Below are 26,456 nucleotides of genomic sequence, written 5' to 3' on the forward strand. Positions count from 1 at the left end.
TGGCTGTATGCGGATTGCGCTGGCACTGGGCAGCGGGGGTGCGCGCGGGTACGCGCACATCGGGGTCATCAACGAGCTGCAGGAGCGGGGTTATGAGATCGTCGGCGTCGCCGGGTCCTCGATGGGGGCCCTCGTCGGCGGTCTGCACGCGGCGGGAAAGCTCGACGAATTCTCGCACTGGGCGAGCTCGCTGACCCAGCGCGCGGTGCTGCGCCTGCTCGACCCGTCCTTGAACTCCCCCGGCGTGCTGCGCGCGGAGAAGATCCTGGACGCCGTGCGCGATATTCTCGGCGACGTCACCATCGAGGCGTTGCCGATCCCGTACACGTCGGTGGCCACCGATCTGATCAGCGGAAAGGCCGTGTGGTTGCAACGCGGCCCGCTCGATGATGCGATCCGCGCGTCGATCGCGATACCGGGGATCTTCACCCCGCATCTGCTCGACGGGCGGTTGCTGGCCGACGGCGGCATCCTGGACCCGCTGCCGATGGCGCCGATCGCGGCCGTCAACGCCGATCTGACCATCGCGGTGAGCTTGTCCGGTGACGATCCGGCGCCGGGGATCAACACGCCACAGCCGCGGGTGACCACCGAGTTCCTCGGCAGGATGTGGCGCAGCACAACGGCATTGCTCGATACCGCCACCGCCCAGCGGATGATGGACAGTCCGGCCGCCAAATCCGTGCTCGGCCGGTTCAGCAGCGCGCTGGACGAGGCACCGGAGGAACCTGCAGAAGGCGTGCCCGCGCTACCGCGGCTCGGCAGCTTCGAGATCATGAACCGCACCATCGATATCGCCCAGGCCGCACTTGCCCGGCACACGCTGGCGACCTATCCGCCGGATCTGCTGATCGAGGTGCCGCGCACGGCCTGCCGCAGCCTGGAGTACCACCGCGCCGAGGAGGTCATCGAGATCGGCCAGGAGCTCGCGGCGGCCGCCCTCGACGCCATGGACTAGCCGCCCAGGAAACCGCGCAGCCCCTCGGCCACCCGTCGACCCTGTGCGAATCCGGCGACGGCCGACGGCACGCGGCAGGCCGGGTCCAACGGGTTGGCTCCGAACGCGGCCAGCGCGTCATCATCGGCGAACACCGCGAACGTCGCACCACCGAATGCGGCGATCTCGGCGGCGGCCCCATCACCGAACGGCGCCGGGGCGTCCGGGGCGGCAGGCGCCAGCACCACCGCGCGGGCGCAGTCCGCCGCGACAGGCATGTGCACGGTGCTGAGCACTCCCCCGTCCATGTAGCGCGCGGACCCGATGCTCACCGGCGGCCACACCCCCGGCACCGCGCAGCTGGCCGCTACGGCGTCGACCAACGGCACCCCGGAGTCGGCGGTGAACACCACCAGCTCACCGGTGGCGGCGTCGATGGCGGTGATCCGCAGCGCCCGCCCCGGCCAGTCGTGCGACGGCAACCGGTGCCCGATGATCGCCCGGCGGGTCGCCTCGGGCACGGTATCGGCGGCCAGCGCGATCCCGCCGATGCGGCGCAGCCGCTCGCCGGTGTCGCTGGTGCCGGTCAGCGCTTCTAGGAAGACCGCGGTGATGTCCTCGATGCTGACGCCCGGATCGAGCTCGTGGGTGTCGGCGGCGATCTGACGGTCGTACAGCCGGGCGATGGCGGTACCGCTGCCGATCTGCGCCGCCACCGCCGACCCCGCCGAGGTGCCCACCAGGACGTCGGCGCCCGACACGGCGGCCGCGGTCTGCGGCGAACTCTCGGCGATACCGGCAAGGACACCGGTCTCCCAGGCGATGCCCGCCAGCCCGCCGCCGGCGAGCACCAGCGCGAGCCCGGTCATCCTCGATGCAGGCCCGGCGCGGCCTTGGCGCCGAACAGCGGCAGGTCCAGATAGGTCGCCACCCCCGGCGGTGCCGCGCAGACTGCGGGAATCGAGTTGACGCAATGCGCGGCGGTGGCCACCACACCCGGTTCGGGTCCCTGTTCACCGACCTCACCCTGGAAACCCGTGATGACGACCGAGAAGTTCGGATTGCCCTGGACCTGCATCTCGTAGCGCTGACCTCCGGGGCCGAAATCCCATGGCGGATCGAGGTTTTCTTCCCCCATCAGCCAGTTGACCGTCACCCTGACCACCACGTCATCGCCGACGAGGGCCTCCCAGTGGAACTTCCGGCCGGCCACCTGACCCGGTTCGATGGTTCCTATCGGCGAGTCGATCGGCGCGGTCGCCACCGCAATCTCCTGCCGGGCAACGATCTTGGAATCCGCCGCGAACCCGAAGGCGTCGACGCACATCTTCACGGCCTGGATGAACCCGCCGTCGAGCAGCTTTTGCATCGGGCCCGACAGCGCCTTGTCCGGTGTCTCACCGAAGCCCATCACGTGCCGCACCACGTCCGGCGCGTCATAGGTGCGCAGGTCGGAGAACTCCTCGGCCCGAACGAAAGTCACGCCGGTGGACATCGCCGAGAACAGGATCGGGAACTTCTCACTGATGCCGCCGGGGGCGATCCCGGTCCCGTGCAGGGTCGCGTTCCCGGCCAGGCCTGCGGCACGTAGCGGCGCGGCCTGCTTCTCGCTGGGGTACACCCAGCCCACCGGGGTGACGACGTTCTTGCCCGAGCGCAGCAGGGCGGCCACCTCGTCGGGATTCGGCAGCAGCGGCGCATAGACGACGGCATCGGCGTCCAGCGCCAGGATGTCCTCGACGCTGGTGGTGGCGAACACGCCGATGGGATCACCGCCGATCAGCTCGCCGACATCGCGGCCGTTCTTGTCCGCCGAGTGCACCCAGCAACCCACGAGTTCGAGGTCGGGATGCTCCAGCACTCCTTTGATGGCGGCCGTGCCCACTCCGCCGGTGGCCCACTGCACGACTCGCAACGCCATCGTCATCCCTTCCGATCGCCCAGCACACGCAAAACTAGAACACGTTCTACCATCTCGCGGGGCGGCGCGAGGCGGCATCCGGGCACAATCGTTGACCATGGACAGCCCAGGACTGGACTTCGGAGTGCTCGGTCCGCTGCAACTGCGCATCGCGGGGCAGCCCGTCGCGCTGGGCACACCCAAGCAGCGCGCGGTGCTCGCCATGCTGGTGATGAGCCGCAACCGTCCGGTCAGCAGCGACGCGTTGGTGACAGCGGCCTGGGAGCAGTTCCCGCCGCCGGAGCCCAAGGCCAGTCTGCATTCCTACGTCTCCAACCTGCGCAAGCTCATCGGCAGTTCCGGTGCCGACGGCCGGTCCGTGCTGGCCGCCGCCCCGCCCGGATACCGCCTGAGCGTGGCGGATCCGCACTGCGATATCGGGCGTTTCGTTGCCGCCAAGAACGCCGGTGTGCAGGCCGCCGCCGAGAGCCGTTTCGAGCAGGCCAGCGCCCACCTCGCCGAGGCGCTGGCGCAGTGGCGCGGACCGGTCCTCGACGATCTGCGCGATTTCGAGTTCGTCGGCCCGTTCGCGACGGCGTTGACCGAGGACAAGGTGGTCGCCCATACCGCCCACGCCGAGGCCGAAATCGCTTGCAACCGAGGCCATGCCGTGATCGGCACGTTGGAGCAGCTGGTAGCCGAGCATCCGTACCGGGAGCCGTTGTGGGCCCAGCTGATCATCGCCTACTACCTCAGCGACCGACAATCCGATGCGCTCGACGCTTATCAGCGGCTGCGCACGACGCTGGCCGACGATCTCGGTATCGACCCCGGCCCGACGGTTCGCCGGCTGGCCGAGCGCATCCTGCGTCAGGAGCCGCTCGACGCCCGCCGTAGTGCGCGCACCACCGCGGTGCACCAGATCTCGCGGATCGACCTGCGCACCGCGGTGAATACCCAGTCCGCGCCCGCCCAGTTGCGCGCCGAATCCGGCCGGGTGCATCCGCTGGCGGCGGCCGCGACGCGCATCGGCCGCCTGCCCGACAACGACATCGTGCTCGACGACGTGCGGGTCAGCCGCCATCACGCCGTGCTGATCGATACCGGCACCAGCTTCGTGATCACCGATCTGCGCTCGGCCAACGGTGTCGAGGTCGGCGGCAGGCGCATCCGGGGTACCGCCACCCTCGCCCACGGGGATCGCATCCGGGTATGCGATCACGAGTATGTGTTCGAGATCGTGCGCCACGACCGTGCCACCGGGGGTGAGTATCCCGCCGACGCATTAGTGTGATGAACCGAATTGCGGACGGGGGCAGGTAGATGAGCGAGCCGACATCGCGGGTCGGAACGGAGTTCGGCAGGTACCGGCTGCGCCGACTGATCGGCCGCGGCGGCATGGGTGAGGTCTACGAGGCCGAGGACACCGAGAAGGACCGCATCGTCGCGCTGAAGTTGTTGCCGCAGGGCGTATCCCACGATCCCGTCTTCCGCAAGCGGCTGCAGCGCGAGGCTCACTCGGCGGGCCGGCTGCAGGAACCTCATGTGGTGCCGATCCATGATTACGGCGAGATCGACGGCGTGCTCTACGTCGACATGCGCATGATCAACGGTGCCGACCTGCGCAAGATCCTCAAGAGCTACGGTCCGATGACCCCGGCCCGCGCGGTGGCCATCGTGCGCCAGATCGCCTCCGCGCTGGACGCCGCGCACGAAAGCGGCATCATGCACCGTGACGTCAAGCCGGAGAACATCCTGATCACCCGCGACGATTTCGCGTACCTGGTCGACTTCGGTATCGCCAATGCCGCCAGCGATGAGAAGCTCACCGAAATGGGCACGGCGGTAGGGACTTACGCCTATATGGCGCCCGAGCGCTTCACCAGCGACGAGGTTACCTACCGGGCCGATGTCTACGCGCTGACCTGTGTGCTGCACGAATGCCTGACCGGTTCACAGCCGTTTCCGGGCGACAGCGTCAGCATGGTCATCACCGCCCACCTGATGCAGCCGGTTCCTGCGCCCAGCACGGTGCGCCCCGGCATCCCCGCCGCGTTCGACCGGGTGATCTCCCGCGGCATGGCCAAGAAGCCTGCCGACCGGTTCGCCAGTGCCGGGGACCTGGCCGCGGCCGCCACCGACGCACTCAGCGTGCGTGACCAGGACCAAGCCGCCCATATCGTGCAACGTGGCGAGGCCGCCACCATGCCCGGTCCGCTGTTCGGGGTGCCGCCGCAGGTGCCCGGTGCCACCCCGCCCCCGGGCGCGACGCCTGGTTTCGGTGTGACGCCACGACCGTTGCGCACCGCGCCGCCGTACCCGTCCGGGCCGCAGTGGCACGCACCGGGTCCGCCGCCACCGCCGAGGAAGAAGAGGACCTGGGTGCCGGTGGCTGCGGTGGCCGGCGTCTTGATCCTGGTGCTGGGTGCCGTCGGTATCTTCCTGTTGGTGCAGCCCGAGGACAGCAGGGCCACCGGCCCGAAGACGAGCGCATCGGCCGCCCCCGACACGTCCTCGACCCGGGCCACCCGTACGACGCGCGCCCCGGACCCGGCCGCGATGGCGGACAAGCTGATGGCGATGCTGCCGCAGGGTTATGCGCCGGGGGTCTGCCAGCCGGTGCGGCCGCCGGTGACCGGAGCGCTGGCCACCGCCGACTGCGGGCAGTCCGATCTGCCCGGTGGTCCCACGACGTCGCGGTACTCGCTGTTCGGTGATCAGGGCGCGTTGCGCTCGCACTTCGAGGACGCCATCGCCGAGGCCTCCGATCTGTTCCCGTGCCCGGCAAGCGACCTCGACTCGCCCACCACCTGGCACTACACCGAGACCCCCGGCACGGTGGAGGGGTCCATCGCCTGCGGTGTGTACGAGGGCGGCCCTGACCTGACCTGGACCAAGAACGACGGCCTGATCCTCGGCAACGCCCAGGGCCCGACCATTGAGGACCTGCACCAGTGGTGGTTGACGTACGGCTGATCGGCACGCCAAGAATCCGCCAAGTGCGCCGTTGGATCCTGTGGGCACACACCCGGACACGCCGGGTCGGCCCCTGACGGAGATCCACGATGTACAGCACCACACGCCTGCTCCAGCTGACGGGTACCGCCCTGGTCACGGGTGCGATCGCGGTGTTGGTTGCCGCGCCGGCGAGTGCGGTCACCTCGGCGGCGGACTCGGCCTTCCTGTCCGATCTGCGCGCCGAGGGCATCGGCTACGAGTCGGCCGGTGACGTGATCGCCAATGCCTACCAGGTGTGCAGCGAGCTCGACTCGGGGATCAGCGCCACCGCGATCGGACTGGAGATCATGGACCACACCGGCATCAACGCCCGACAGGCCGCGGCGTTCCTGGTGAACTCGATCGACTACTACTGCCCGCAGCACGCAGAAGCCTTCGGCTGACCGGACAGCGGGTTATGTTGACCTGACCGCAAAGCAGCGCGAAAGGGACAGCTATGAACCGGGTGTTCGTCGTCGGGGTCGGGATGACCAAATTCGAGAAGCCGGGCGCACGCGAGGGCTGGGACTATCCCGATATGGCGCGCGAGTCCGGCACCAAGGCCCTCCAGGACGCCGGCATCTCCTACGACCAGGTCCAGCAGGGCTATGTCGGCTATTGCTCCGGGGACTCCACGTCCGGACAGCGCGCGCTCTACGAACTCGGCATGACCGGTATCCCCATCGTCAACGTCAACAACAACTGCTCGACCGGATCGACGGCGCTCTACCTTGCCGCCCAGTCGATCCGGGGCGGGCTTGCCGACTGCGCCATCGCGCTGGGTTTCGAGAAGATGCAGCCCGGTTCGCTCGGGGGTGGCGCACAGGACCGCGAATCCCCGCTCGGCAAGCATGTGAAGGCACTGGCCGAGATCGACGAGTTCGGTTTCCCGGTGGCGCCGTGGATGTTCGGTGCGGCCGGCCGCGAGCACATGAAGAAGTACGGCACCACCGCCGAGCATTTCGCGAAGATCGGCTACAAGAACCACAAGCACTCGGTGAACAATCCGTATGCGCAGTTCCAGGACGAATACACCCTCGATGACATCCTGGCCGCCAAGATGATCTCCGATCCGCTCACCAAGCTGCAGTGCTCACCCACCTCCGACGGGTCCGGCGCGGCCATCCTGGCCAGCGAGGCGTTCGTCGACCAGCACGGGCTGGCCGGTCAGGCGGTCGAGATCGTCGGCCAGGCGATGACCACCGATTTCGCGTCGACCTTCGACGGAAGCGCGGCCAACATCATCGGCTACGACATGAACGTGCACGCCGCACAACAGGTTTACGACCAGTCGGGGCTGGGCCCGCAGGATTTCCAGGTCATCGAACTGCACGACTGCTTCAGCGCGAACGAATTGTTGCTGTACGAGGCGCTGGGTCTGTGCGCCCCCGGCGAGGCGCCCACGTTGATCGACAACGATGACACGACCTACGGCGGGCGTTGGGTGGTGAACCCGTCGGGCGGGCTGATCTCGAAGGGCCATCCGCTGGGCGCCACCGGGTTGGCCCAGTGCGCCGAACTGACCTGGCAACTGCGCGGCACCGCCGACAAACGGCAGGTCGACGACGTCACCGCGGCGTTGCAGCACAATATCGGGCTCGGCGGCGCGGCCGTGGTCACCGCCTACCAGCGCGCCGAGCGTTAGTTCTCGGAGATATCGGGTTCCTCGGCCGCCAGCCGATCATCGAGGGTCTCCCCCGCCCGCTGCTCCTCGGCAGACATCCCGAATTTGTCTGCCGCGGACCAGGTCTGCGGCGGGTCGGGCACCTCGTCTTCCTCGGCACCCAATTCGTCCGGGTCGGTGGCCTCCATCGGACTCAACAGGTCGTCGGAGCCTCCGAGATCATTGGCCGAAGTGGCCCCGGCAGCGCCGGTGGCATCGGTGTTTTCGGTACCCATGCCACAGGCATTACCGCTCGGCGGGACGCTAAACGGAAATCAGACCTGCGCCAGCTCACGCATATCGGCGAAGGCCGCCGCGTCGAACGGCGCGTAGGTCGGCGCCGGCGCGGGCACCCGCAGCGCGGTGATCTGGCCGTCCACATCGGCGATGTACAGCCGGTCACCAGGGGTGTTGAGTGCGATCGCGGTCGCACGCGCGCCCAGGGTGATGGTCTCCACCACCTCGTGGGTCAGCGTGCACAGGACCGACACCTCGTCGTAGTCGACGACGTAGGCGCGGGCACCGTCTGCGGACAGCACCATGTCGATGGGCAGCGTGCCGGCCGCGAAACCTGCGGTCACGACGAGCCGGGCCGGGTCGACGGTCTTGATGACGCCGCGGTTTCGCAGGTCAGAGGTCAGCACATAGACGGTGCCGTCGGCCGCGACCGCGAGCTGCCGGATCGGCGCCCCGATGGCCACCGTCCGATGCACCCGCGCGGTCTCGGTGTCGACGACCACGAGCCGGCTACCGGTCGCGGTGCTGACGCCGACGTACAACCGTCGGCCGGACGGGTCGACGACCAGTCCGTCGATCGACGTGGCGGCACCGGCGGCGATATCGATGGTGCCGACCCGGTCGGCGGTGGTGTCCGCGACCGCGACGTCGACATGGTCGTCACCGGTGCGGGCTGCGTACGCGCGCTTACCGTCGGGGCTGACCGCGACGGCGGTGACCGTGAAAGCCAGCGGGTACTCGGCGACCACCGCATTGGTGCGGATGTCGACGATCGTCAGACAGTCGGCCTCGGCCGCGCTGGTGACCACGAAGGCGCGGTCCTCGGTCAGACTGACCGCGACCGGAGCTCCGTCGAGTTCCACCAGGGCGGGCACGGCGGCGGCATCGGCACGGACGACCGCGACACTGTCGTCACCGAGGTTGGCCGCCACGATGGCGCCGGTGTTGGCCGCCACCGTCGCGATGGGGCCGCGGTTGACCGTGACCGAACCGGCGAAAGCGGTTCGTGAGTCGTTCAGCGCTGCGGCGTTGGCACGCACGGAAACACTTGCCATCTCTTCGACACCTCCGCCGGGTGGCTACGCCGGCACTTGATCACGCCACGCGTCCGTAGGTCGGACGCGTTCCTGTGAGCGAGTCTAGCGACGGACGGTGACACCGAAATCGTGATCTTGTCGCCCCAGACGTTCACCGGCGCGCAACATCTCAGACATCCCTCAGGAAAAGATCGTTATACAGTTGTGACCTGCTTGCAGCGAACTGACAATTTCCTTCTATCAGCCCTTTTCAGATTTCAGCGAATCACCCTCCGGCACCGAACCCCACCAGCCCCACACGATTTCCTCAGGGCCTGCCGGAAAAGTGAGCGCCAGATCACAGGAGCCGCGTCAGCAAACTTTGTGACCGGCGTCACCGGTACCAACACGAGCGATTCGCGAGCGGGTACCTCGAAGTTTTGCTGACTGCTCCAGCCACCGTCACGGCAGCAGAATGTAGAGCAACCCCGGCTCGGCCTTGACCGTGCGCCCCGACCAGATATTGGGCCCCTTGCCCGCGGCGTTCATCTCGGTCAGCGCCAGATACGTCCCGTCGGGCCGGGTCGAGACGGTGTCCACCCAGGCGATATGCCCGGTTTCCGGCGCAGCCAGCACGCCCGGCGGAATCACCACCAGCGACCGCTGCATGGGTTCGTCGACGACGGTCCAACCGGCCGCGCGGGCGGCACCGGCCAGCTCCCGGGGTGCGCCGCGCAGGGCCGGATAGGACCGCTCCCCCGAGGCGAAGAACCATTTCTCCAAGGCCCCCCAGGCCGCACTGCCCTTCTCGGCGGGGTTGGTCGCGACCGAGCGGCCGGTGGCGCGCGCCTGCGACACCGTCATCGATTCGGTGGCGCACGGTGGCACGACCGGGTCGTCCGAGCCGGTGTCCAACATGGCGTCGGTGACAAAGCCGCCGTCGGGCAACCGATTCCACAGATCGGTGGACATCCGATAGGGGCCACCGGAGAACACCGCACCGCGCGCGTAACAGGTGATGACTATTCGCGCGCCGTCGGGAAGTGTCCCGATCTTCTGGCTCTCGGCGGACGGCGCCGATCGGATGTTGAGGTCGCGACTACCGGTGTTGACCGTGACCGTCGCCGATCCCGATTCGGCCACCGATTCAGGGGCCGCACCGACGACCGGTGCCGCGGCCAGGACCACCGCCGAAATCGCGAGCACGACCAGCGGGCCACGCCGCCTGTTCATCAGCACTGTCGGGTGCACAGCAAGCCTTTCGGACACCGGTGCGCACAGCATAAGTTCCCGACTGATCATTTGCTGGGAGGCCGACCGTCATTTGCCGGGTGTGTTCGGCCGCCGCGGCACGGTCACCGCCACTGGTAGCGGGTCTTGGGCCGCCCTGCCTTGCCGTAGTCGGTATGTCGGGTCACGGTGCCCTCCTCGGCCAGGCGCTCCAGATACCGCCAGGCGGTCACCCGTGACACCCCGACCTGCTTGGCGACCGCATCGGCGGTGATCCCATCCGCAGAATCCCGCACCGCGCGCGCGATCTCGTCGTTGGTGCCCGGCGCGACCCCCTTGGGCGCCGCCGTCCGGCCGGACCCCACCCGCAACTCGGCCAGCGCCCGGTCGACCTCGTCCTGACTGGCAGCGTCGGTTCCCGCGGGCAGCGCCTCCCGGTAGCGCTGATAGCGCTCGAGCCGGTCACGGAACGCCGCGAAGGTGAAAGGTTTGAGCAAGTAGGCCAGGGCACCATGGCCGACGGCCGCCCGCACCATCTCCAGGTCGCGTTCGGATGTGATGGTGATGATGTCGGGTGGCGGCTGGATGCCCGACAGCGCTGACGCCAGGGTGATGCCGCTGGCATCTGGCAGCCCGATATCGAGCAGCACCAGATCGATCGGCACATCGGAGGCCGCCGCCTCACTGGCCACCCGCATCGCATCACGAGCGGTATGTGCCACGGCTGCCACGGAGAACCCGGCGATGCGCCCGAGGTAGGTCTTGTGCGCCTCGGCGATCAGGCTCTCGTCCTCGACGATCAACACGTTGATCATCGGCGCGTCACCGTCACCGTCACGACCGAACCGTACGTCACATCGGCGGTCAGGGTCCCCTGGTGCTTCTTGACCACCTGCGCCACCAGGGCCAGACCCAGCCCGTGCGCGCCGGCATCATGGTCCGACTTCGTCGAATAGCCGCGCTGCATTGCCTTTTCGAAGGTCCCTGGGTCCATGCCCGGCCCACTGTCGGCAACCCGGATCAGCAACTGCTCCTCGTCCTGGTGAACAGTCACCTCCACCCACGGGTCCTCGGGGTCACAGGCGTCCATGGCATTGTCGATCAGATTGCCCAGCACGGTGACCATCTCCTGTCCGCTCAGCAGCAGATCGTCGGTGTCGGCGGGCAGGCCGGTCTCCTCGGTGATCGTCAGCTCGACACCACGCTCGTCGGCCTGCGCCGTCTTGCCGAGCAACAGGGCGACCAGTGCGGGCTCGCCGACGGCAGCCGACAGCCGGTCGACGAGCTGTTGGGACAGTTCCAGTTCGGCGGTGGCGAAGGTGACCGCTCGCTCGGCGTGCCCCATCTCGACCATGGTGACGATGGTGTGCAGTTTGTTGGCGGCCTCGTGGGCCTGCGCGCGCAGCGAGTCGGTGAGGACCTTCAGGGAGCTCAATTCGCCGAGTGCGCCCTGTAGTTCGGTCCGGTCGCGGATCGTCACCACCTCCGCGGCGTTCGCGTCCGACTGCACTGGTGACCGGTTCACGACCAGCACGCGGTCATCGGTCACGTGGATCTCGTCGCGGGCCCCGGGGTTGTAGGACCGTAGGAATTCGGGCAGATCGGCCCGCGCCACCGCACCGTCGGGCAGCCCCAACAACCGACGGGCCTCGTCGTTGACCAGTGCCACCCCGTCGCGGTCCAGCACGATGAGCCCCTCCGACACCGAATGCAGAATGGCGTCGTGGTGGTCGTACATGACACGCAGCTCGTCGGGCCGTAATCCCCGCGTCTGGCGCAGCAGGCGGCGTCGGATCCCCCACACCCCGATCAACGAAACCGCAAGCGCGCCAACGGCGACGGTGGCGATCTTCGCCCACTGATCGTGCCAGCGATCGGCCAGACTCTGCTGCAGGATGCCGGCGGCCACCAGACCGATGACCCGCCCGTCCGCATCGGGCACCGGGACGACGGCGCGGATCGACGGTCCGAGCGTGCCGGTATACAGCTCGGTGAACGACTCACCGCGCAACGCGGGTGCGATGTTGCCCAGGTACTTCCCACCGATCTGGCTCGGATCGGTGTGGGTGTAGCGGGTGCGGTCCGGCGCCATGATGGTGATGAAGGCGATATCGGTGTGCCTGCGCACCAGTTCGGTGACCGGTTGCAGGATCTCGGTGGCGCGCCCGGCGACGATCGCGTCGGCGGTCGACGGTGAATCGGCCAGCGCGGTGGCGATGCCGAGCACCTGCGCCCTGGCCGCGGCATCACCGTCGCGGCGGGCATCGAAGAGCGCCAGCGCGCTACCTGCCGCCACGATCAGCGCGATCACCAGGATCTGCAGCGCGATCGACTGTCCGGCCAACGACTTGGGCCACCCCGAGGACCAGCCCCGGGCCGGGCCTCGCGTGCCGCCCACCCGCATTGCGCAACCCTCTCCCGGCTGAACGTAATGAACTAAAACGTGACCTACCTCACGTGCGTGTTCGACCATCCTTTCAGACCCATTTTCCGTGCAGTGTTCGAAGGAGAACCCGATGACAACCACGATGGACCGGCCGGCGCCCGAGCCGGCACCGGACGCGCCGAAGAAAAAGCACGACCGCACCCACTGGCTGTTCATCGCCGTCATCATCTCGGTGATCGCCGGCATCGGGGTGGGCATCTACGCCCCGGAGGTCGGCAAGAGCGTCGGCGTGCTTGGCACGATGTTCGTCGCACTGATCAAGATGATGATCGCCCCGGTCATCTTCTGCACGATCGTGCTGGGCATCGGTTCGGTCCGCAAGGCCGCCACCATCGGCAAGGTCGGCGGGTTGGCCTTCGTCTACTTCCTGGCGATGTCGACCTTCGCGCTGGCCATCGGCCTGCTCGTGGGCAACATCCTGCATCCCGGCAGCGGCCTCAAGCTCACCGAGAGCGCTGCGGGCAAGGGTGCCGAACTCGCCGAGAAGGCACACGAATCCGGCGGCCTGCTCGATTTCGTCCAGGGCATCATCCCGACCTCGCTGTTCTCCGCGCTGACCGCGGGCAGCGTGCTGCAGGCGCTGTTCATCGCACTGCTCGTCGGGTTCGCCATCCAGGGCCTCGGTACGGCCGGTGATCCGATCCTGCGCGGTATCGAGCACCTGCAGAAGCTGGTGTTCAAGGTCCTGGTGATGATCCTGTGGCTGGCTCCTATCGGTGCGTTCGGTGCGATCGCCAATGTCGTCGGCCAGACCGGCTGGGCGGCGGTCGGCCAGCTGGCCGCGCTGATGCTCGGCTTCTACATCACCTGTGCCATCTTCGTCTTCGGCGTCCTGGGCACCCTGTTGCAACTGGTGTCGCGGATCTCGATCTTCAAACTGCTGCGCTACCTGGCCCGCGAGTACCTGCTCATCGTGTCGACCTCGTCGTCGGAGTCCGCCCTTCCCCGGCTGATCGCCAAGATGGAGCACCTTGGCGTGGACCGCTCGACGGTCGGTGTGGTGGTGCCCACCGGCTACTCGTTCAACCTGGACGGCACCGCGATCTACCTGACCATGGCGTCGCTGTTCATCGCCAGCGCCCTGGGTGACCCACTGTCGGTGACCGAGCAGATCGGCCTGCTGGTGTTCATGATCGTCGCCTCCAAGGGTGCTGCCGGCGTCACCGGCGCCGGTCTGGCCACCCTGGCCGGCGGCCTGCAGGCCCACCGCCCCGACCTGCTCGATGGTGTCGGCCTGATCGTCGGCATCGACCGGTTCATGTCCGAGGCCCGCGCGGTGACCAACTTCTCCGGTAACGCCGTGGCGACGCTGCTGGTCGGCACCTGGACCAAGACGATCGACCGCGCCAAGGTCGACGCCGTCCTCGGCGGACGGGACCCCTTCGACGAGCTGACCATGCTCGACGATCACGCCGCGCGCGCCGAAACCGATCCCCCTGCACGGGAAAAGACCGGAGCTGTCGTTCCGGTATAGGGTGCGCGAGAACTGTGGCGCCGGACCTCTGTGGAGGTCCGGCGCCACAGCCTTTTTCGCACCGCCGCACGTGAAATCGGCCGATATGCGACCATCCCGGTATGAATCCGCAGGACGACCCGGAAGCTCGGATCCGTGCACTGGAGCCGACCGAGCTGGGTGCCGAGCAGCCGAGCCCGTCCACCTACGGCACCGGAAGTCCCGCCGCGCCGCCGCTGCCACCGCCGACTCAGCCGTGGCCGGAGCCGCCCTACGGCCAGGCGCCCCACGCATCGGATCCATACGGACTGAACTCCTACGGCCAGAGCAACTACGGCCAGAGTCCTTACGGTGCCGACCCCTATGGCGGCGCGTACGCCCAGCCGTATCCGTCGGCACCGCAGCGTTCCGGGCTGCGGCCGTGGATGGTGATTGTTCCGCTGGCGTTGGTGTTGCTGTTCTTCGGCGGGGCGGCCGCCGCGTTCTGGCTGTTCAGTGCCGACGATTCGACTCCGGATGTGGCCGGTGGCGGTGGTGTGCTGATCGATGAGCCCGTCCGGCCCGCTGTGCCAGGGTTGCCCGAGATACCCGAACTGCCGCCGATCGTCGTCGATCCGGGCGGCCCGAACACCCCCGTCGAACCCGGTGGCACGATCACGATCACCGGCATCGGCACCAACCGGACGGTGGCCTGTGCGGACCACATCGTTATCATCAGCGGCGCCAACAACACCATCGATGTGACCGGTCACTGCACGGCGGTCACCGTATCGGGCTTCGAGAATGTCGTCACCGCCCAGTCCACCGAGGAGATCACGGTGTCGGGTTTCGAAAACCGGGTCACCTACCGTGACGGGTCACCGACGATCAACCAGTCCGGCAGCGGAAACGCCATCGAACAAGGCTGATCGGCCGCGGGTCAGACCAGCGTGAGCCGCAGGGCCGCGGCGGTGGCGGGTCCGACGATGCCGTCGACGGTGAGTCCTGGCGTGCGCCGCTGGAATTCGCGCACCACGGCCTCGGTCGCCGCGCCGTACACACCGTCGATCTCGAGTTCACCGCCGTATCCGGCGTAGGCATATCTGAGTCGGCGTTGTAGTTCGGCGACCTGTGGCCCGGTGCTCCCGCGGAACAGCAGCACATCGGCGTACTCACCCACCGGCACAGGCGGTCGCGGTGCCGGACGCGCCGCGACGGCCCCGATGCGGGCGGCGATATCGCCGCGCAACACCGTCATGTCGATGGCTCCGGGGTCCCATTTGCCTTGCGCGCGTCCCGCGTACTCGCGGTGCCCGATGGTGCGTTCCGACGTCTGTCCCAGGCGCCTGTTGATGGCCGCACAGCACTGCACGAGTGCCAGATACTGTGCGTCCGGCCAATTCCGGCGATGCGGTGCTGTCGGGCTGGTTCCGCTGTTGGCGCACTCGATACCGATCAGGTGCCAGTTGCCCATGTTGGTCGGGACCCACGGGTACATGCCGGTGCCGGCATGCCAGGCGACCCCGACGGCCACCACGGTGACCGTGCCATCCCTGGCGATGTGCAGCTGCGACAGCGGGCCGGGCAGGTCCGGTCGGCCGTAGGCGATGGATGCGGCATCGGCGCTGTCGGATCCGGTGTGGTGCACCATCACCCCGCGGATGTCCTTGAACTCACCGTGTCCGCGGGTGCGCCATCCCGGGAACTCGACCGGTTGGACTCCCTCGTTCCGAAGCACGTCGACAAGCCAGACCGGATCGCCGGTCCATGGCGTGCGCACAGGCACCGAAGCTCACAACACCTTCGACAGAAACTCCTGCAGACGAGGGTGTTTCGGATTGTCGAAGATCTCCGCGGGCGGGCCCTCCTCGACGATGTGACCGTCGGCCATGAAGATGACCCGGGATGCCACCTCACGGGCGAAGCCCATCTCATGGGTGACGACGACCATCGTCATGCCACCGCGGGCCAGGGTGCGCAAGACCTCAAGGACGTCACCGACCATTTCCGGATCGAGCGCGCTGGTGGCCTCGTCGAACAACATGATCGACGGATTCATCGCCAGCGCCCGAGCAATGGCCACGCGTTGCTTCTGACCACCCGACAAGGTGGACGGCTTGACGCCCGCCTTCTCGGCCAGGCCCACCTGCCCCAGCAGTTCCAGCGCTTTCTTCTCGGCGGCCGCCTTGTCCGACTTCTTCGTCAGCAGCGGCGCCAACGTGACGTTCTGCAGCACCGTCATGTGCGGGAACAGATTGAAGTGCTGGAACACCATGCCGATGTGTTGGCGCACCTTGTCCAGATCGACCTTCGGATCGGTCAGGTCGAAGCCGTCGACGACGACCTTGCCACCGGTGATGTCCTCCAGCTTGTTCAGACACCGCAGAAAGGTGGACTTGCCCGATCCCGACGGACCGATGACGCAGACGACTTCACCATGGCTGACTGTGGTGTCGATGCCGTCGAGCACCACGAGGTCACCGAAAGACTTCTTGAGACCCTCGATGCGGATCTTGACCGTGCCTGCCGGCTCGCCGGCCGCGGCTTCGGTTACCAGTTCACTCATTTGACGAGCCGCCTCTCCAGCCGGTCGGACAGTTTGGTCAGCGCCATGATGACGATGAAGTAGATGATGCCGACGATCAGCCACATCTCGAACGCCTTGTAGTTGCCCGCGATGATGATGCGCCCGCTCTGGGTCAACTCGGCGATGCCGAGCACCGACAGGATCGAGGTGTCCTTGAGGGTGATCACGAACTGGTTGATGTACGACGGGATCATGGTCCTGATCGCTTGGGGCAGGATGACTTTGCGCATCGTCGGCAGGTAGCCGATGCCCAGGCTGCGGGCGGCTTCCATCTGGCCCTTGTCGACCGAGAGGATGCCACCGCGGACGATCTCGGTCATGTACGCGCCCGCGTTGAGCGAGAGCGTGATGATGCCCGCTGTCACCGCCGACATCTGGAAGCCCATCGTCGCCGGGATACCGAAGTAGATGAAGAAGGCCTGCACCAACAGCGGTGTCCCGCGGAAGATGTCGACGAAGGTGGTGCCGATCGCGCGCAACCAGATCGACCGCGACACCCTGGCCAACCCGAAGATCACGCCGAGGATGAGGGCGAAGAAGATCGATACGACGGTCAGGAAGACTGTCATCTTCAAGCCCGCCAACAGCATCGGTGCGGTGCTCTTGATCAGACCGAAGATCGAATCGTCGGCGGTGGATGCCTGCTCGCCGAGGTAGGTCTGCAGGATCTCGTCATAGCGGCCTTGGGCCTTCAGATTCTCCAGTCCGGCGTTGAACTTCTGCAGCAGTTCGGCGTTCTGGCCCTTGTTGACCGCGAATCCGTAACCGGTGGGGTCCTCCTTGGGCGTCACGGTCTTGAACCCGTTGCCTTGGGCGATGCCGTACAGCAGCACGGGGTAATCCTCGAAGACCGCCACCGAGTTCCCGGTCTTGACCTCGTCGAACATCGTCGACGAGTCGGCGAAGGAGACGACCTGGAAGCCGTACTGATCCTTGATCGAGTTGGCGAAATCCGAGCCCTGGGTGCCGTTCTTCACCGATACCCGCTTACCGCGCAGGTCGTCGTAGGACTTGATGTCCTCGTTGTCCTTGAGAACGGCCATCTGGACGCCGGATTCGAAATAGGGATCCGAGAAGTCGAAAACCTTCTTGCGTTCATCGGTGATCGACATGCCGGCGATCACACCGTCGACCTGGTTGGCCTGCACCGCTTGGAGTGCGGCATCGAAACCCAGCGGTTTGATGTCGACGTTGAAGCCCTGGTCCTCACCGATGGCCCGGATCAGATCCATGTCGATACCGACGAACTCACCGCTGGCATTCTGGAACTCGAACGGCGCGAACGTGGTATCGGTGGCGATGGTGTACGTCTCGCCTTCGGCTGCTGCGGTTGCCGGCATGAGCAGGGTGGCCCCGAACAGGGCGACGAGCAGACCCGCGATCAGCGCGGTGAGCCGATTCCTTCGCCGGGTCGGTGGGTAAGGCCTACAACCCGACGAACTATCGGCTCGCATGTGTTGATCTCCCGTCCGGTGTGCTGTGACGGGTTCACGCTATCGTCCGTCGCCCGCATCTGCGCGCGATCCCGGGACAAGTCGCGCGTCGACCCCACCCCGATTGCCGCCGAACATGAACCGGCCGGGGCGGCAGTCTGGGCTGCCACCCCGGCCGGTATCGCACAGCGGCCGCCGAACTCAGCCGCCGAACAGACCACCGATGTTGCGCACCAGGTTGCCGCCGGCCTCGCCGGCATTGCGGATCAGGTCGGCGCCCGACCGGTTGATGTTCTGGGTCAGATCATTGGTGAATCGCCCACCGTTCACCAACAGATCCGTGCCGACCTGACCGAGATTGCGTTGCAGGTCGCTGCCGGCCCGGCCTGCATTGATCTGCAGATCGCTGCCGAACCTGCCGATATTGCGGACCAGGTTGTCACCGAACTGGCCGGCTTCCTCGGGGGTCAGCGCCGCCGCTGCCGCCGAGCGGGTGGATACGCGGGCGTTCTCCGACGACGAACCGTCGTCGGCCGCAGCCGTTCCCGCGCCCGCAACGGCCATACCGACGCTTATCGCACCGGCCGCGCCGGTGAGCATCAACGTTTTGAGCATCTTGTCGATCCCCCTGATGTTGCGATCCATGACATGCCTCCCTCCAGCAAACCCCCCACGCACCGCCCGAGACCGACCCGATGAGTGTGGCGTAGATCATATTGACGCTCAGAGAAGTGCCCATGGTCGCGAGGATCCAAACCACAAATTTCTTTGCTATGCCGAGTGAGCGTGCTAGCTAAACTCAGCCGGAGAGCCAGGAACTTCTCGTCTCCACCAGTGCATACGGTGATCATGAACATCAGCAAGAATTTTCGCTAGCGAAAATTGCGGTGTTATCAGGGCGTTCCCCCCTCGCCACCGGCCGCAGTACCACGAGCAGCACGGGCCAAGCGCCGCCGGCGATCCGGACCCACCACCCTGCCACCCTGATTCAGCAAACCTCAGTCCACCGCGGGCCACAGACAGCAAAGCGGGCAGCGGGGATATCCCCACTGCCCGCTGTCGCGTCGCAGGATCAGCGACCGAATGACCCCAGACCGTTGAAGAGGTCGGTGCCGAACTGGCCGAGCTGCTGCTGGGCATTGGTACCGACGGTGCCGCCGTTGATCAGTCCGTCGGTGCCGACCCGGCCGAGCCCTTGCTGGGCGTCGGTGCCCACCTGACCGAGCCCTTGCTGCGCATCGCTTCCGACGGTGCCGCCGTTGACCAGCACGTTGCTGCCGACGGTGCCGCCGTTGATCTGCAGGTTGCTTCCGAACTTGCCGATGTTCTGGGTGAGGTTCGTTCCGAACTGCCCCAGGCGCTGCGACGGCGAGGTGCTCGCACCCTGCTGCGACGAGGTTTGCCCGGTATCCGCTGCGGCGGTCGCGGCGGTCACGGTGGCCGCGCCCATCGCGAGTGCGATCCCACCCCCGGCCACGACGGTCGCGGCAACCATGCGGATGGACTTCCCCTGACGTCGGTACATGTTGATCTCCCTTTCAGCAAATTCCCCAACCAACACAGAAAAGTTAACACGAACGTTGCGGACTAGACCAGACCCCTGATCGATTTTTCCGGAATCCCAGCTTGCGCAGCCGAAAATTTCTTTGCTGGTTGGCCACCAACTGAGACGCCCTTTGATTGGGCGTCGACGGTAAAAGCCCATGTCAGCGGCTCAAAACCGTGACACGTCCGGACTGTATGAACGTTGCCGATCGGTCGAACGCTCGCCGCAAAACTCAGCCGGATCACAATTTGCTAACAGCACATTTTCAAGATCGAGGGGCCGCATTCAGCAAAGACTTCGTGAAGGGTGCGCGGTCAACCGCCAGCCGACCGGGTCGGCCGGCGCCGAGAGCAGGCAATCGCGAAGGCCTCCGGCTGGTGCCGTCGAACCCCGTCATGGCGAAGCTGCAGAGATGGATTGCTAGCGGCCCCGGGCCATGGTGATCTTCACGCCGACCCACGGCACCCACATCATGTAGCCGTTCTGGAAGTCCACCCGGGTGCCTCCGTAGGTCCATCGCTCGGAGACCGTGGCCAGACCCAGGGCAGGAACCCAGTTGCGGGCGAATTCGCCGCTGGCCCACTGCGCCCCGGTCGCCGGTGAGTACCAGACGCGCATGGGCTGCCAACCCCCGAAATCCTGGTACCCGTCCTTGAACGTGGTGAGGGGCATCCCCGCGTTGCGCGAGCGCGCGAGATCGCTGACCGCCGTCGGAGACGAGATGAACTTCCCGGGCGCCGTCTCCCACAACGTGCCTAGCGTCCACTGCTGGGTCCAGATCCGCTGCGCATCGGAGTAGACCGGACTGAGCACCTCGCCGAGGGTCGGATCGGCGTGCGCGGCGAACCTGGTGTAGACCGCACGCGGACCTGGCCGCGACCGCAGCAGGCGCTGCGCGGATTTGGGAGTCCAGTCGGACCGGTAGATACCGAACCGCTCGTCGTCATTCCCACTGCCGCTGTTGAGATCCCGGGTGGTGTAGAGCAACAGTGGACCGGCGTAGGGCAGCTCCTGCCACGCACTCATCACATCGGCGATGAAGTCTGCCTGATGGGCGTCGCTGGCCCGGTTGCTCGGTAGTCCGTACTCCGTCACCCAGATCTTGCGGGCACCGTCACCGTTGGCCAGCATCACCCGCCGCATCCGAACCAGTTGCTCCACCGGTGAGTCCGGCTGCAGCATCCCCTCGGAGAACTTCATGGTGTAGCTGTACGGGTGATATGACAAGGCATCGAAAAATGGCTTCGCGCCGTTGGCATACATCCTGTCCAGAAAGGTCACCGGGTCAATGGTCAACGGACCCCACGACTTTCCGGAACCGAGGACACCACCGACAATTACGGCCGCCGGATCGGCGGCCTTGATTCTCGGGTATGCGGCTTTCAACAGTGCGGTATACCCTGCCGGATCGGGAAATGGCGTGTACCCGGTGAAACCGTTGGGCTCGTTCCACACCTCATATGCGGCTATTTTGCCGCGATAGCGCTCAGCGACGCGGCCGGTGAACGAACCATAGGCCTCCGGCGAGGATGGCCGTGCGTGCGGCGGCAGCGATCCGACGGACATCGCCCACCATGGGGTCGACGTGATGCAGGCGATGATCGTGATCCCCGCGGCCGACGCCGCCTGCACCACTCGGTCGGCGCGCGACCAGTCCATCCGGCCCTTGATCGCCTCCACTCCGGCCCACGGGATGCCGATGCGGACCAGGCGGATACCGTCGGCGACCCACCGCTGGACGGTCTGGGCCACCAGCGGCTCGTCGTAGAAGTAGATCTGGGAGTCAGCGAATCCCACGGTGGTTGCCGAAAAGCTCAGTGGATGCACGTCCTCGGCGATGACCTGCCGGGGCCGCTGTGAGGTCGGCACCGACACCAGCGCGGTGACGCAGAGCGCCGAAACAATGGCACCCGCACCCGTTCGCCACATTTTACGGCGCGGAAATATCCTTTTACGGCGCACCGTAAAACCACTCATTTCGACCTTTCCCGAATTTGTGTTCTTTGTAACGGAAAATGGGCCATACCGACCGCACCCAATTCGGCGTGTCGAGATCCCGGCGGCACCGCCGCCGGCCCATCCCCGCGGCACCGCCGCCAGCCCATCCCCGCGGCACCGCCGCCGCGGCCGTCCGTACCCTGAGGGCATCATGCGTGTGACAGCCGATGCGGGGCCGCGGGCGCCGCAACGGGTGGCCGCCCTGACCGGTCTGCGAGCGCCGGCCGCCCTGCTCATCGTCGCCACACATGCCGCGTTCGGAACCGGCCAGCTGACTCACGGGTACCTGGGCGCGCTGTATGCCCGCCTCGAGGTCGGTGTTCCGGTCTTCTTCGCGCTGTCGGGATATCTGCTGTTCCGGCCGTGGCTGCTGGCGACTCGCACCGGCGGCCCGGCCCCGTCGGTGACCCGCTACGCCCGCCACCGGGTGCGACGCATCGCACCGGCATACCTGGTGACGGTGCTGATTGCGTACGCGCTCTACACATTTCGGGACGCCGGCCCCAACCCGGGGCACACCTGGGCCGGGCTGCTACACCATCTGACGCTGACCCAGATCTATCCGCCCATGGCGGTGCTGCACCAGGGCCTCACCCAGATGTGGAGCCTGGCGGTGGAGGTGGCGTTTTATGCGGTTCTGCCACTGTTGGCCGGTCTGCTGCTGACCTTGCTGTGCCGGCGGGCCTGGCGGCCGGGCCTGCTGCTGGTGGGGCTGGCCCTGTTGGGTGCGGTGACGCCGGTGTGGCTGTGGGTGCAGCACGCGACCGACCTGTTGCCGCCAACGGCCAATATCTGGTTGCCTGCCCACCTGATCCACTTCGTCGGGGGCATGGCGTTGGCGGTGCTGCACGTCGCGGGGGTGCGCTGCCGCGGAGTGTTCCTGCTACCACTGGCTCCGGTGGCGCTGCTGATCGTGGCACTGCCGATCGCCGGATCGGTGACCACCGCGCCGGTGCAGCCGAGCGAGGCGATCGTGCGGTCGACGTTGTATGCCGTCGTCGCAGTGGGCCTGCTGGCGCCGCTGGTTCTCGACCCGGACGGGGTGTTCGCCAGGCTGCTCGGCAGCCGCCCGGTGGTGTGGCTGGGTGAGATCTCCTACGAGATCTTCCTCGTCCACGTGATCCTGATGGAGATCGCGATGTCCTCGGTGCTGCGGTGGCCGGTGTTCACCGGTTCGATGGTGGGCCTTTTCCTCACCACGCTGGCGCTATCGGTACCGGTTGCCTGGCTGCTGCACCGCTGGACCCGCGTCCGTCCCGATACCGCCCCCGGCCCGGCACCCGCACAGTCTGTTCAGCCTGTCTGAGTTGGCGTTTCGCCGCGTTGCTGCCACGGCCAGCGGCCACTGATCTCCAGTTCCAGCGACCAGCTCAGGAAGGTACGGATCAGGACGATCCCGGCGAGCACCGCCACGCTCTCCCAGGTCGGGGTGACCGCCACGGTCCTGATGATGTCTGCGGCGACCAGGAGCTCCAACCCCAACAGGATCGAGCGGCCGAGGCGCTGGCGGAAAAAGCGGTATGCGTCTCCGGTCTTTCCCGCCATCCGCCGAATGGTGGCAGCGGTGGCGATCAGCGCCCCGATCGCGATGACCGCCACGCCGATACCGTCGATCGTCTTGCCGACGATCTCGATGACCTCGTAGAAGCTCATGGCGTCACCGTATTACGGGTCAGCCGCAGTGTTGTGCCGCCGCGCAGCAGGTTTGCCCTCGCCATGCCTGCCTGCCCTCTTTGACCGCGACGGCGGCGATCACCAGCGCCGCGATCGGATCTGCCCAGCTCAGTCCGAATACTCCGTTGAGGACCAACCCCGCCAGCAGCACCGCAGAAAGATAGGTACACAGCATCGTCTGCTTGGAATCTGCTACCGCAGAACGTGATCCGAGTTCGCGACCGGCTCGCCGCTGCGCCGACGACAGCACCGGCATGACCGCCAGGCTCAGTGCGGCGAGCGCGATGCCGATGGGAGAGTGCCTGGGCTCGGTACCGCCGGCAAGGCTGCGTGCGGCGTCCACGGCGACGGTGGCGGCCAGCCCGTAGAAGGCCACCGCAATCACCCGCAGCGCCACCTTCTCCCGTGACTGCGGATCGGAGCCGGCGAATTGCCAGGCCACCGCGGCCGCGGAGGCAACCTCGATGGTGGAGTCCAGACCGAAACCGAACAGCGCTGCCGACGACACCCGCATGCCCTCGGTGAGCGCGACGATCGCCTCGATCACGTTGTAGGTGATGGTGATCAGGACGAACAGCCGGATTCGACGGCTCAGGATCGCGCGTCGTGTGGCGCTGACCGGGACCGCCATCAGCAGCACGCGCAGTCGCTGCAACATCCCGGGTCCACCGCGAGGACCAGGCCCATCAGGTGCTCGAGCGCCCGGCCGATGCGAACGTCGGCGAGTTCGTATCGGGTACGTCGCCCCTCGGATACCGCCACCACCAAACCACAACCCCGCAAGCAGCTCAGATGGTTGGACAGTATCTGTCGCGAGACACCGAGTCGGTCGGCGAGCTCGGACGGATACCCCGGTCCGCGGAGCAGACTGAGCAGAATTTTGCTGCGGGTGCCGTCGGCGAGAGCATGCCCGAAGCGGGCCAGCGCATCGATATGGGTCAGCGTCTGCACGCGCCTGACAGTACATCGATTTCTGTACTATCTAAAGCTCTCCGGTTCCACAGGCGTCGCCCGCGGGGTATACGGTGAGCCATGATCGTCACGGGGGCACTCCTGGCCGAGTCGGCGGCGGTGGTCGACAACAAGCTCGATATCGTCGGTGGGGTCGTCGACAGCTGCCACGCCACACCGGAGCGCACGGTGACGCTGGTACTGGTCGTGCTGATCCAGCCCGAGCCAACCGATGAGGCACCGACGGTCGAGGTGCGATTCAGCGATCCGACGGCGAACACATCGGAGATGCACCTCGACGTCCCGGCGTCGAGCCTTGGCGGTGAGATCGGCTTCGTGTTCTACCCGCTGACCCTGCCCGTGCCCACCGACGGGCGCTATCTGATGACGGTGTCGGGGCGCGGGGGCTTCGTCAGCCTGCCGCTGCGGGTATTGGGTTAGCCGGAGAGGGTCTTGAGCCAGGCCCGTAACCGCTTGCGGGCGTTGGTATATGGCGATGACGTGTTCAGGGAGATCATCCGGCCCAGCGGCCACTTTCCGTACCAGGGAGCACCGTAGAGATCATCATCGGTGCTGGACTCGACCACTGCCACGATATCGTTCTTGGCGTCCACGAGCTGAGCGCGCAACGAGGTCCACGACTCGTCTCGGTATTCGGCGTAGAACCGTTGGGCCAGTATCCCGAGTTCGTTCCACTTCACCCCGGCCGCGGGGAACTCGTCGGGCAGTCCGTCCGATCGTCGCCGAAGCCAGGTGAGCACCTGCCGATTCCAGCCGATCAGATAGGCCACCAGGTCCGCCGGGCTGATCATCGTGCCCTTGACGTGGCCCTCGATCACCTGACTACGGACCGCGTCCGGTGGCACGCTGTCCAGGGTCGTCGTCAGCGCGTCGAAGGTCTTCGCCATCGCGGACAGCAGCTCTGTTTTCGACGCAGGGACACCCATGCCGATCATCATCCGCGACCCGCCGAGGCCGCTGACCGGCACCCGGGTCAGCCGCGCCGCGAACGACACGGCCGACCCGGGCCGCACTCAGCCTGCGATGCGAATGAGCTTCTTGTTCACGAACTCGTCGATACCGAAGCGGCCGAGCTCGCGGCCGAATCCCGAGCGCTTGACGCCGCCGAACGGAAGCTCCGCCCCCTCGGCCCCGACGGCGTTGACGAACACCATGCCCGCGTCGATCTTGTCCGCCACCCGCTTGGCCTGCTCGGCATCGGTGGTGAAGACGTAGGACCCGAGCCCGAAGGGGGTGTCGTTGGCCAGTTCGACAGCGGCGTCCTCGTCGGCGACCTTGTAGACCGTGGCCACCGGACCGAACAGCTCCTCGCGGGCCGACGGCTTGTCCGGCGATACGCCGGTGAGCACGCCCGGCGGGAAGTACGCGCCGTTGCGCTGCCCTTCCGAGGTCAGGGTGGCGCCGTCGGCCACCACCCGCTGCACCTGCTCTTCGAGCCGCTCGGCGGCCGCCACCGAGGACAGCGGCGCAAGTCCGTCGGCCTTGGCAAGCACCTTCTGGGTGAACTTGTCGACGAATTCGTCGTAGATGTCCTCGGCGACGATGATGCGCTTGGCGGCGTTACAGGCCTGCCCGGTGTTCTCGAAGCGGCCGTCGACGGCGGCCTCGACGGCGGAATCCAGGTCATCGGACGACAGCAGGATGAACGGATCCGAACCACCGAGTTCGAGGACGACCTTCTTGAGGTTGCGCCCGGCGATCTCGGCGACGGCGGCACCGGCACGTTCTGACCCTGTCAGCGACACCCCCTGTACCCGGGGATCGGCAATCGCGTCGGCGATCTGTTCGTTGGTGGCGTAGACGTTGACGTAGGCGCCCTCGGGATAGCCGGCATCGAGGAAGATCTGCTGCAGCGCGGCGGCCGACTCGGGACACTGCGGGGCATGCTTGAGCACAATAGTGTTGCCCAGCACCAGGTTCGGGCCCGCGAAGCGCGCGACCTGATAGTAGGGGTAGTTCCACGGCATGATGCCGAGCAGCACACCGACCGGGCTGCGCCGGATCAACGCGCTGCCCTCCCCCTCGAGCAGATCGATGGGTTCGTCGGCCAGGAAGCGCTCGGCGTTGTCGGCGTAGAACTCATAGATCGACGCACTGAACTCGACCTCGCCGACCGACTGGTCCAGCGGCTTGCCCATCTCACGCTGGATGATCTTGGCCAGCTCGTCCTTGCGTTCGTTGTGCAGTTCGGCCACCTTGCGGATCAGGTCGGCACGCTGGGCCACCGTGGTGTTCTTCGACCACTCGCCGAACGTCTTGGCCGCGGCGGCCAGCGCTTCCTCGATCTGCGCATCTGTCGCGGTTGGATACTCCCGCACCACCTCACCGGTCGCCGGATCAACCACTGCGTACAGACTCATGTGTCAAACCTTTCTTCGATGTTGTTCG

At 66.8% G+C, this 26,456-nt stretch carries 27 protein-coding genes; 9 read left to right on the forward strand and 18 right to left on the reverse strand.

Going from position 1 to position 26,456, the window contains the following annotated elements; all coding sequences use genetic code 11:
* The first annotated feature begins 7 nt into the window (after positions 1 to 7).
* On the forward strand, positions 8 to 958 hold the full coding sequence (locus IC40_RS0119215) for a patatin-like phospholipase family protein (RefSeq protein WP_030136313.1): 951 nt from the start codon (positions 8 to 10) through the stop codon (positions 956 to 958).
* Here the strand turns inward: IC40_RS0119215 and IC40_RS0119220 are convergent.
* Both IC40_RS0119220 and IC40_RS0119225 read right to left on the reverse strand, forming a co-directional pair.
* On the reverse strand, positions 955 to 1,806 hold the full coding sequence (locus IC40_RS0119220) for a patatin-like phospholipase family protein (protein ID WP_030136314.1): 852 nt from the start codon (positions 1,804 to 1,806) through the stop codon (positions 955 to 957). The two genes, IC40_RS0119215 and IC40_RS0119220, sit on opposite strands and share 4 nt — an antisense overlap.
* Positions 1,803 to 2,858 (reverse strand): NAD(P)H-dependent amine dehydrogenase family protein, encoded by a 1,056-nt coding sequence (locus IC40_RS0119225; protein WP_030136315.1) that lies wholly within the window; start codon positions 2,856 to 2,858, stop codon positions 1,803 to 1,805. The genes IC40_RS0119220 and IC40_RS0119225 overlap by 4 nt, the downstream gene beginning before the upstream one ends.
* A 97-nt stretch (positions 2,859 to 2,955) precedes the next feature.
* Between IC40_RS0119225 and IC40_RS0119230 the strand changes: the two genes are divergently transcribed.
* From IC40_RS0119230 to IC40_RS0119245, 4 genes are all read left to right on the forward strand, one after another.
* Positions 2,956 to 4,131, forward strand: coding sequence for a BTAD domain-containing putative transcriptional regulator (locus IC40_RS0119230; protein ID WP_036470304.1), 1,176 nt, complete (start codon positions 2,956 to 2,958; stop codon positions 4,129 to 4,131).
* 29 nt (positions 4,132 to 4,160) lie between these two features.
* Entirely contained in the window at positions 4,161 to 5,813 is a 1,653-nt protein-coding gene (locus IC40_RS0119235) for a serine/threonine-protein kinase (RefSeq protein WP_030136317.1), read from the forward strand.
* Positions 5,814 to 5,902: 89 nt separating this feature from the next.
* The gene (locus tag IC40_RS26610; RefSeq protein WP_036461781.1) at positions 5,903 to 6,238 is read left to right on the forward strand and encodes a DUF732 domain-containing protein; all 336 of its coding nucleotides are present in this window, start codon (positions 5,903 to 5,905) and stop codon (positions 6,236 to 6,238) included.
* Positions 6,239 to 6,291: 53 nt separating this feature from the next.
* Positions 6,292 to 7,479, forward strand: a complete 1,188-nt coding sequence (locus IC40_RS0119245; protein WP_030136318.1) for a lipid-transfer protein — start codon at positions 6,292 to 6,294, stop codon at positions 7,477 to 7,479.
* On the opposite strand, the gene IC40_RS26615 is transcribed toward IC40_RS0119245, so the two are convergent.
* The 5 genes from IC40_RS26615 to IC40_RS0119270 form a co-directional block, all read right to left on the reverse strand.
* Positions 7,476 to 7,733 (reverse strand): hypothetical protein, encoded by a 258-nt coding sequence (locus IC40_RS26615; RefSeq protein ID WP_030136319.1) that lies wholly within the window; start codon positions 7,731 to 7,733, stop codon positions 7,476 to 7,478. The two genes, IC40_RS0119245 and IC40_RS26615, sit on opposite strands and share 4 nt — an antisense overlap.
* Positions 7,734 to 7,772: 39 nt before the next feature.
* Entirely contained in the window at positions 7,773 to 8,789 is a 1,017-nt protein-coding gene (locus tag IC40_RS0119255; protein ID WP_138158172.1) for an MmpL3/TtfA transport complex stabilizer, read from the reverse strand.
* A 423-nt stretch (positions 8,790 to 9,212) separates the two neighbouring features.
* Complete coding sequence (locus IC40_RS26620; protein WP_234411643.1) at positions 9,213 to 9,983, reverse strand: amidase; 771 nt, start codon at positions 9,981 to 9,983, stop codon at positions 9,213 to 9,215.
* 122 nt (positions 9,984 to 10,105) lie between these two features.
* Positions 10,106 to 10,795 carry a response regulator gene (locus IC40_RS0119265; RefSeq protein ID WP_030136322.1) on the reverse strand — a complete coding sequence of 230 codons (690 nt, stop codon included), beginning with the start codon at positions 10,793 to 10,795 and terminating at the stop codon, positions 10,106 to 10,108.
* The gene (locus IC40_RS0119270) at positions 10,792 to 12,378 is read right to left on the reverse strand and encodes a sensor histidine kinase (RefSeq protein WP_234797890.1); all 1,587 of its coding nucleotides are present in this window, start codon (positions 12,376 to 12,378) and stop codon (positions 10,792 to 10,794) included. The genes IC40_RS0119265 and IC40_RS0119270 overlap by 4 nt, the downstream gene beginning before the upstream one ends.
* 118 nt (positions 12,379 to 12,496) lie before the next feature.
* Here IC40_RS0119270 and IC40_RS0119275 point away from each other — a divergent pair, with 118 nt between their 5' ends.
* Together IC40_RS0119275 and IC40_RS0119280 are read left to right on the forward strand one after the other, a co-directional pair.
* Positions 12,497 to 13,900 (forward strand): cation:dicarboxylate symporter family transporter, encoded by a 1,404-nt coding sequence (locus tag IC40_RS0119275; protein WP_030136324.1) that lies wholly within the window; start codon positions 12,497 to 12,499, stop codon positions 13,898 to 13,900.
* A 101-nt stretch (positions 13,901 to 14,001) separates the two neighbouring features.
* A complete protein-coding gene (locus IC40_RS0119280; protein WP_051644387.1) occupies positions 14,002 to 14,787 on the forward strand; it encodes a DUF3060 domain-containing protein in 786 nt (261 codons plus the stop codon).
* An 11-nt stretch (positions 14,788 to 14,798) separates the two neighbouring features.
* On the opposite strand, the gene IC40_RS0119285 is transcribed toward IC40_RS0119280, so the two are convergent.
* The 6 genes from IC40_RS0119285 to IC40_RS0119310 all read right to left on the reverse strand — a co-directional run bounded on the left by IC40_RS0119285 (position 14,799) and on the right by IC40_RS0119310 (position 21,353).
* A complete protein-coding gene (locus IC40_RS0119285) occupies positions 14,799 to 15,644 on the reverse strand; it encodes a peptidoglycan recognition protein family protein (RefSeq protein WP_030136326.1) in 846 nt (281 codons plus the stop codon).
* 6 nt (positions 15,645 to 15,650) lie between these two features.
* On the reverse strand, positions 15,651 to 16,424 hold the full coding sequence (locus tag IC40_RS0119290) for an amino acid ABC transporter ATP-binding protein (RefSeq protein WP_030136327.1): 774 nt from the start codon (positions 16,422 to 16,424) through the stop codon (positions 15,651 to 15,653).
* Positions 16,421 to 17,899 (reverse strand): amino acid ABC transporter substrate-binding protein/permease, encoded by a 1,479-nt coding sequence (locus IC40_RS0119295; RefSeq protein ID WP_030136328.1) that lies wholly within the window; start codon positions 17,897 to 17,899, stop codon positions 16,421 to 16,423. The genes IC40_RS0119290 and IC40_RS0119295 overlap by 4 nt, the downstream gene beginning before the upstream one ends.
* Positions 17,900 to 18,079: 180 nt before the next feature.
* The gene (locus IC40_RS0119300; protein WP_030136329.1) at positions 18,080 to 18,523 is read right to left on the reverse strand and encodes a hypothetical protein; all 444 of its coding nucleotides are present in this window, start codon (positions 18,521 to 18,523) and stop codon (positions 18,080 to 18,082) included.
* Positions 18,524 to 18,950: 427 nt separating this feature from the next.
* On the reverse strand, positions 18,951 to 19,583 hold the full coding sequence (locus tag IC40_RS0119305; protein ID WP_138158171.1) for a hypothetical protein: 633 nt from the start codon (positions 19,581 to 19,583) through the stop codon (positions 18,951 to 18,953).
* Positions 19,584 to 19,844: 261 nt separating this feature from the next.
* Positions 19,845 to 21,353 carry a cellulase family glycosylhydrolase gene (locus IC40_RS0119310; protein WP_036461775.1) on the reverse strand — a complete coding sequence of 503 codons (1,509 nt, stop codon included), beginning with the start codon at positions 21,351 to 21,353 and terminating at the stop codon, positions 19,845 to 19,847.
* A gap of 220 nt (positions 21,354 to 21,573) precedes the next feature.
* Between IC40_RS0119310 and IC40_RS0119315 the strand changes: the two genes are divergently transcribed.
* Positions 21,574 to 22,728: an acyltransferase family protein gene (locus IC40_RS0119315; RefSeq protein ID WP_042509882.1), complete on the forward strand. Its 1,155-nt coding sequence runs from the start codon at positions 21,574 to 21,576 to the stop codon at positions 22,726 to 22,728.
* Here the strand turns inward: IC40_RS0119315 and IC40_RS0119320 are convergent.
* The 3 genes from IC40_RS0119320 to IC40_RS0119330 are packed head-to-tail and all read right to left on the reverse strand — an operon-like array spanning position 22,716 to position 24,047.
* Positions 22,716 to 23,075, reverse strand: coding sequence for a DUF1622 domain-containing protein (locus IC40_RS0119320; RefSeq protein ID WP_030136333.1), 360 nt, complete (start codon positions 23,073 to 23,075; stop codon positions 22,716 to 22,718). The genes IC40_RS0119315 and IC40_RS0119320 overlap by 13 nt on opposite strands.
* Before the next feature lie 19 nt (positions 23,076 to 23,094).
* Entirely contained in the window at positions 23,095 to 23,754 is a 660-nt protein-coding gene (locus IC40_RS0119325) for a cation efflux transmembrane domain-containing protein (protein WP_030136334.1), read from the reverse strand.
* Entirely contained in the window at positions 23,727 to 24,047 is a 321-nt protein-coding gene (locus tag IC40_RS0119330; RefSeq protein ID WP_030136335.1) for an ArsR/SmtB family transcription factor, read from the reverse strand. The genes IC40_RS0119325 and IC40_RS0119330 overlap by 28 nt, the downstream gene beginning before the upstream one ends.
* 81 nt (positions 24,048 to 24,128) lie before the next feature.
* On the opposite strand from IC40_RS0119330, the gene IC40_RS0119335 reads away from it, so the two are divergent.
* Entirely contained in the window at positions 24,129 to 24,488 is a 360-nt protein-coding gene (locus IC40_RS0119335) for a hypothetical protein (RefSeq protein WP_030136336.1), read from the forward strand.
* On the opposite strand, the gene IC40_RS0119340 is transcribed toward IC40_RS0119335, so the two are convergent.
* A complete protein-coding gene (locus tag IC40_RS0119340) occupies positions 24,485 to 25,063 on the reverse strand; it encodes a ClbS/DfsB family four-helix bundle protein (protein ID WP_234411642.1) in 579 nt (192 codons plus the stop codon). The genes IC40_RS0119335 and IC40_RS0119340 overlap by 4 nt on opposite strands.
* Before the next feature lie 18 nt (positions 25,064 to 25,081).
* Positions 25,082 to 26,428, reverse strand: coding sequence for an NAD-dependent succinate-semialdehyde dehydrogenase (locus IC40_RS0119345; RefSeq protein WP_019511419.1), 1,347 nt, complete (start codon positions 26,426 to 26,428; stop codon positions 25,082 to 25,084).
* Positions 26,429 to 26,456: the final 28 nt, after the last annotated feature.

It is taken from the genome of Mycolicibacterium neoaurum ATCC 25795, from assembly GCF_000691525.1.
In the GTDB taxonomy this organism is placed as follows: Bacteria; Actinomycetota; Actinomycetes; order Mycobacteriales; family Mycobacteriaceae; genus Mycobacterium; species Mycobacterium neoaurum.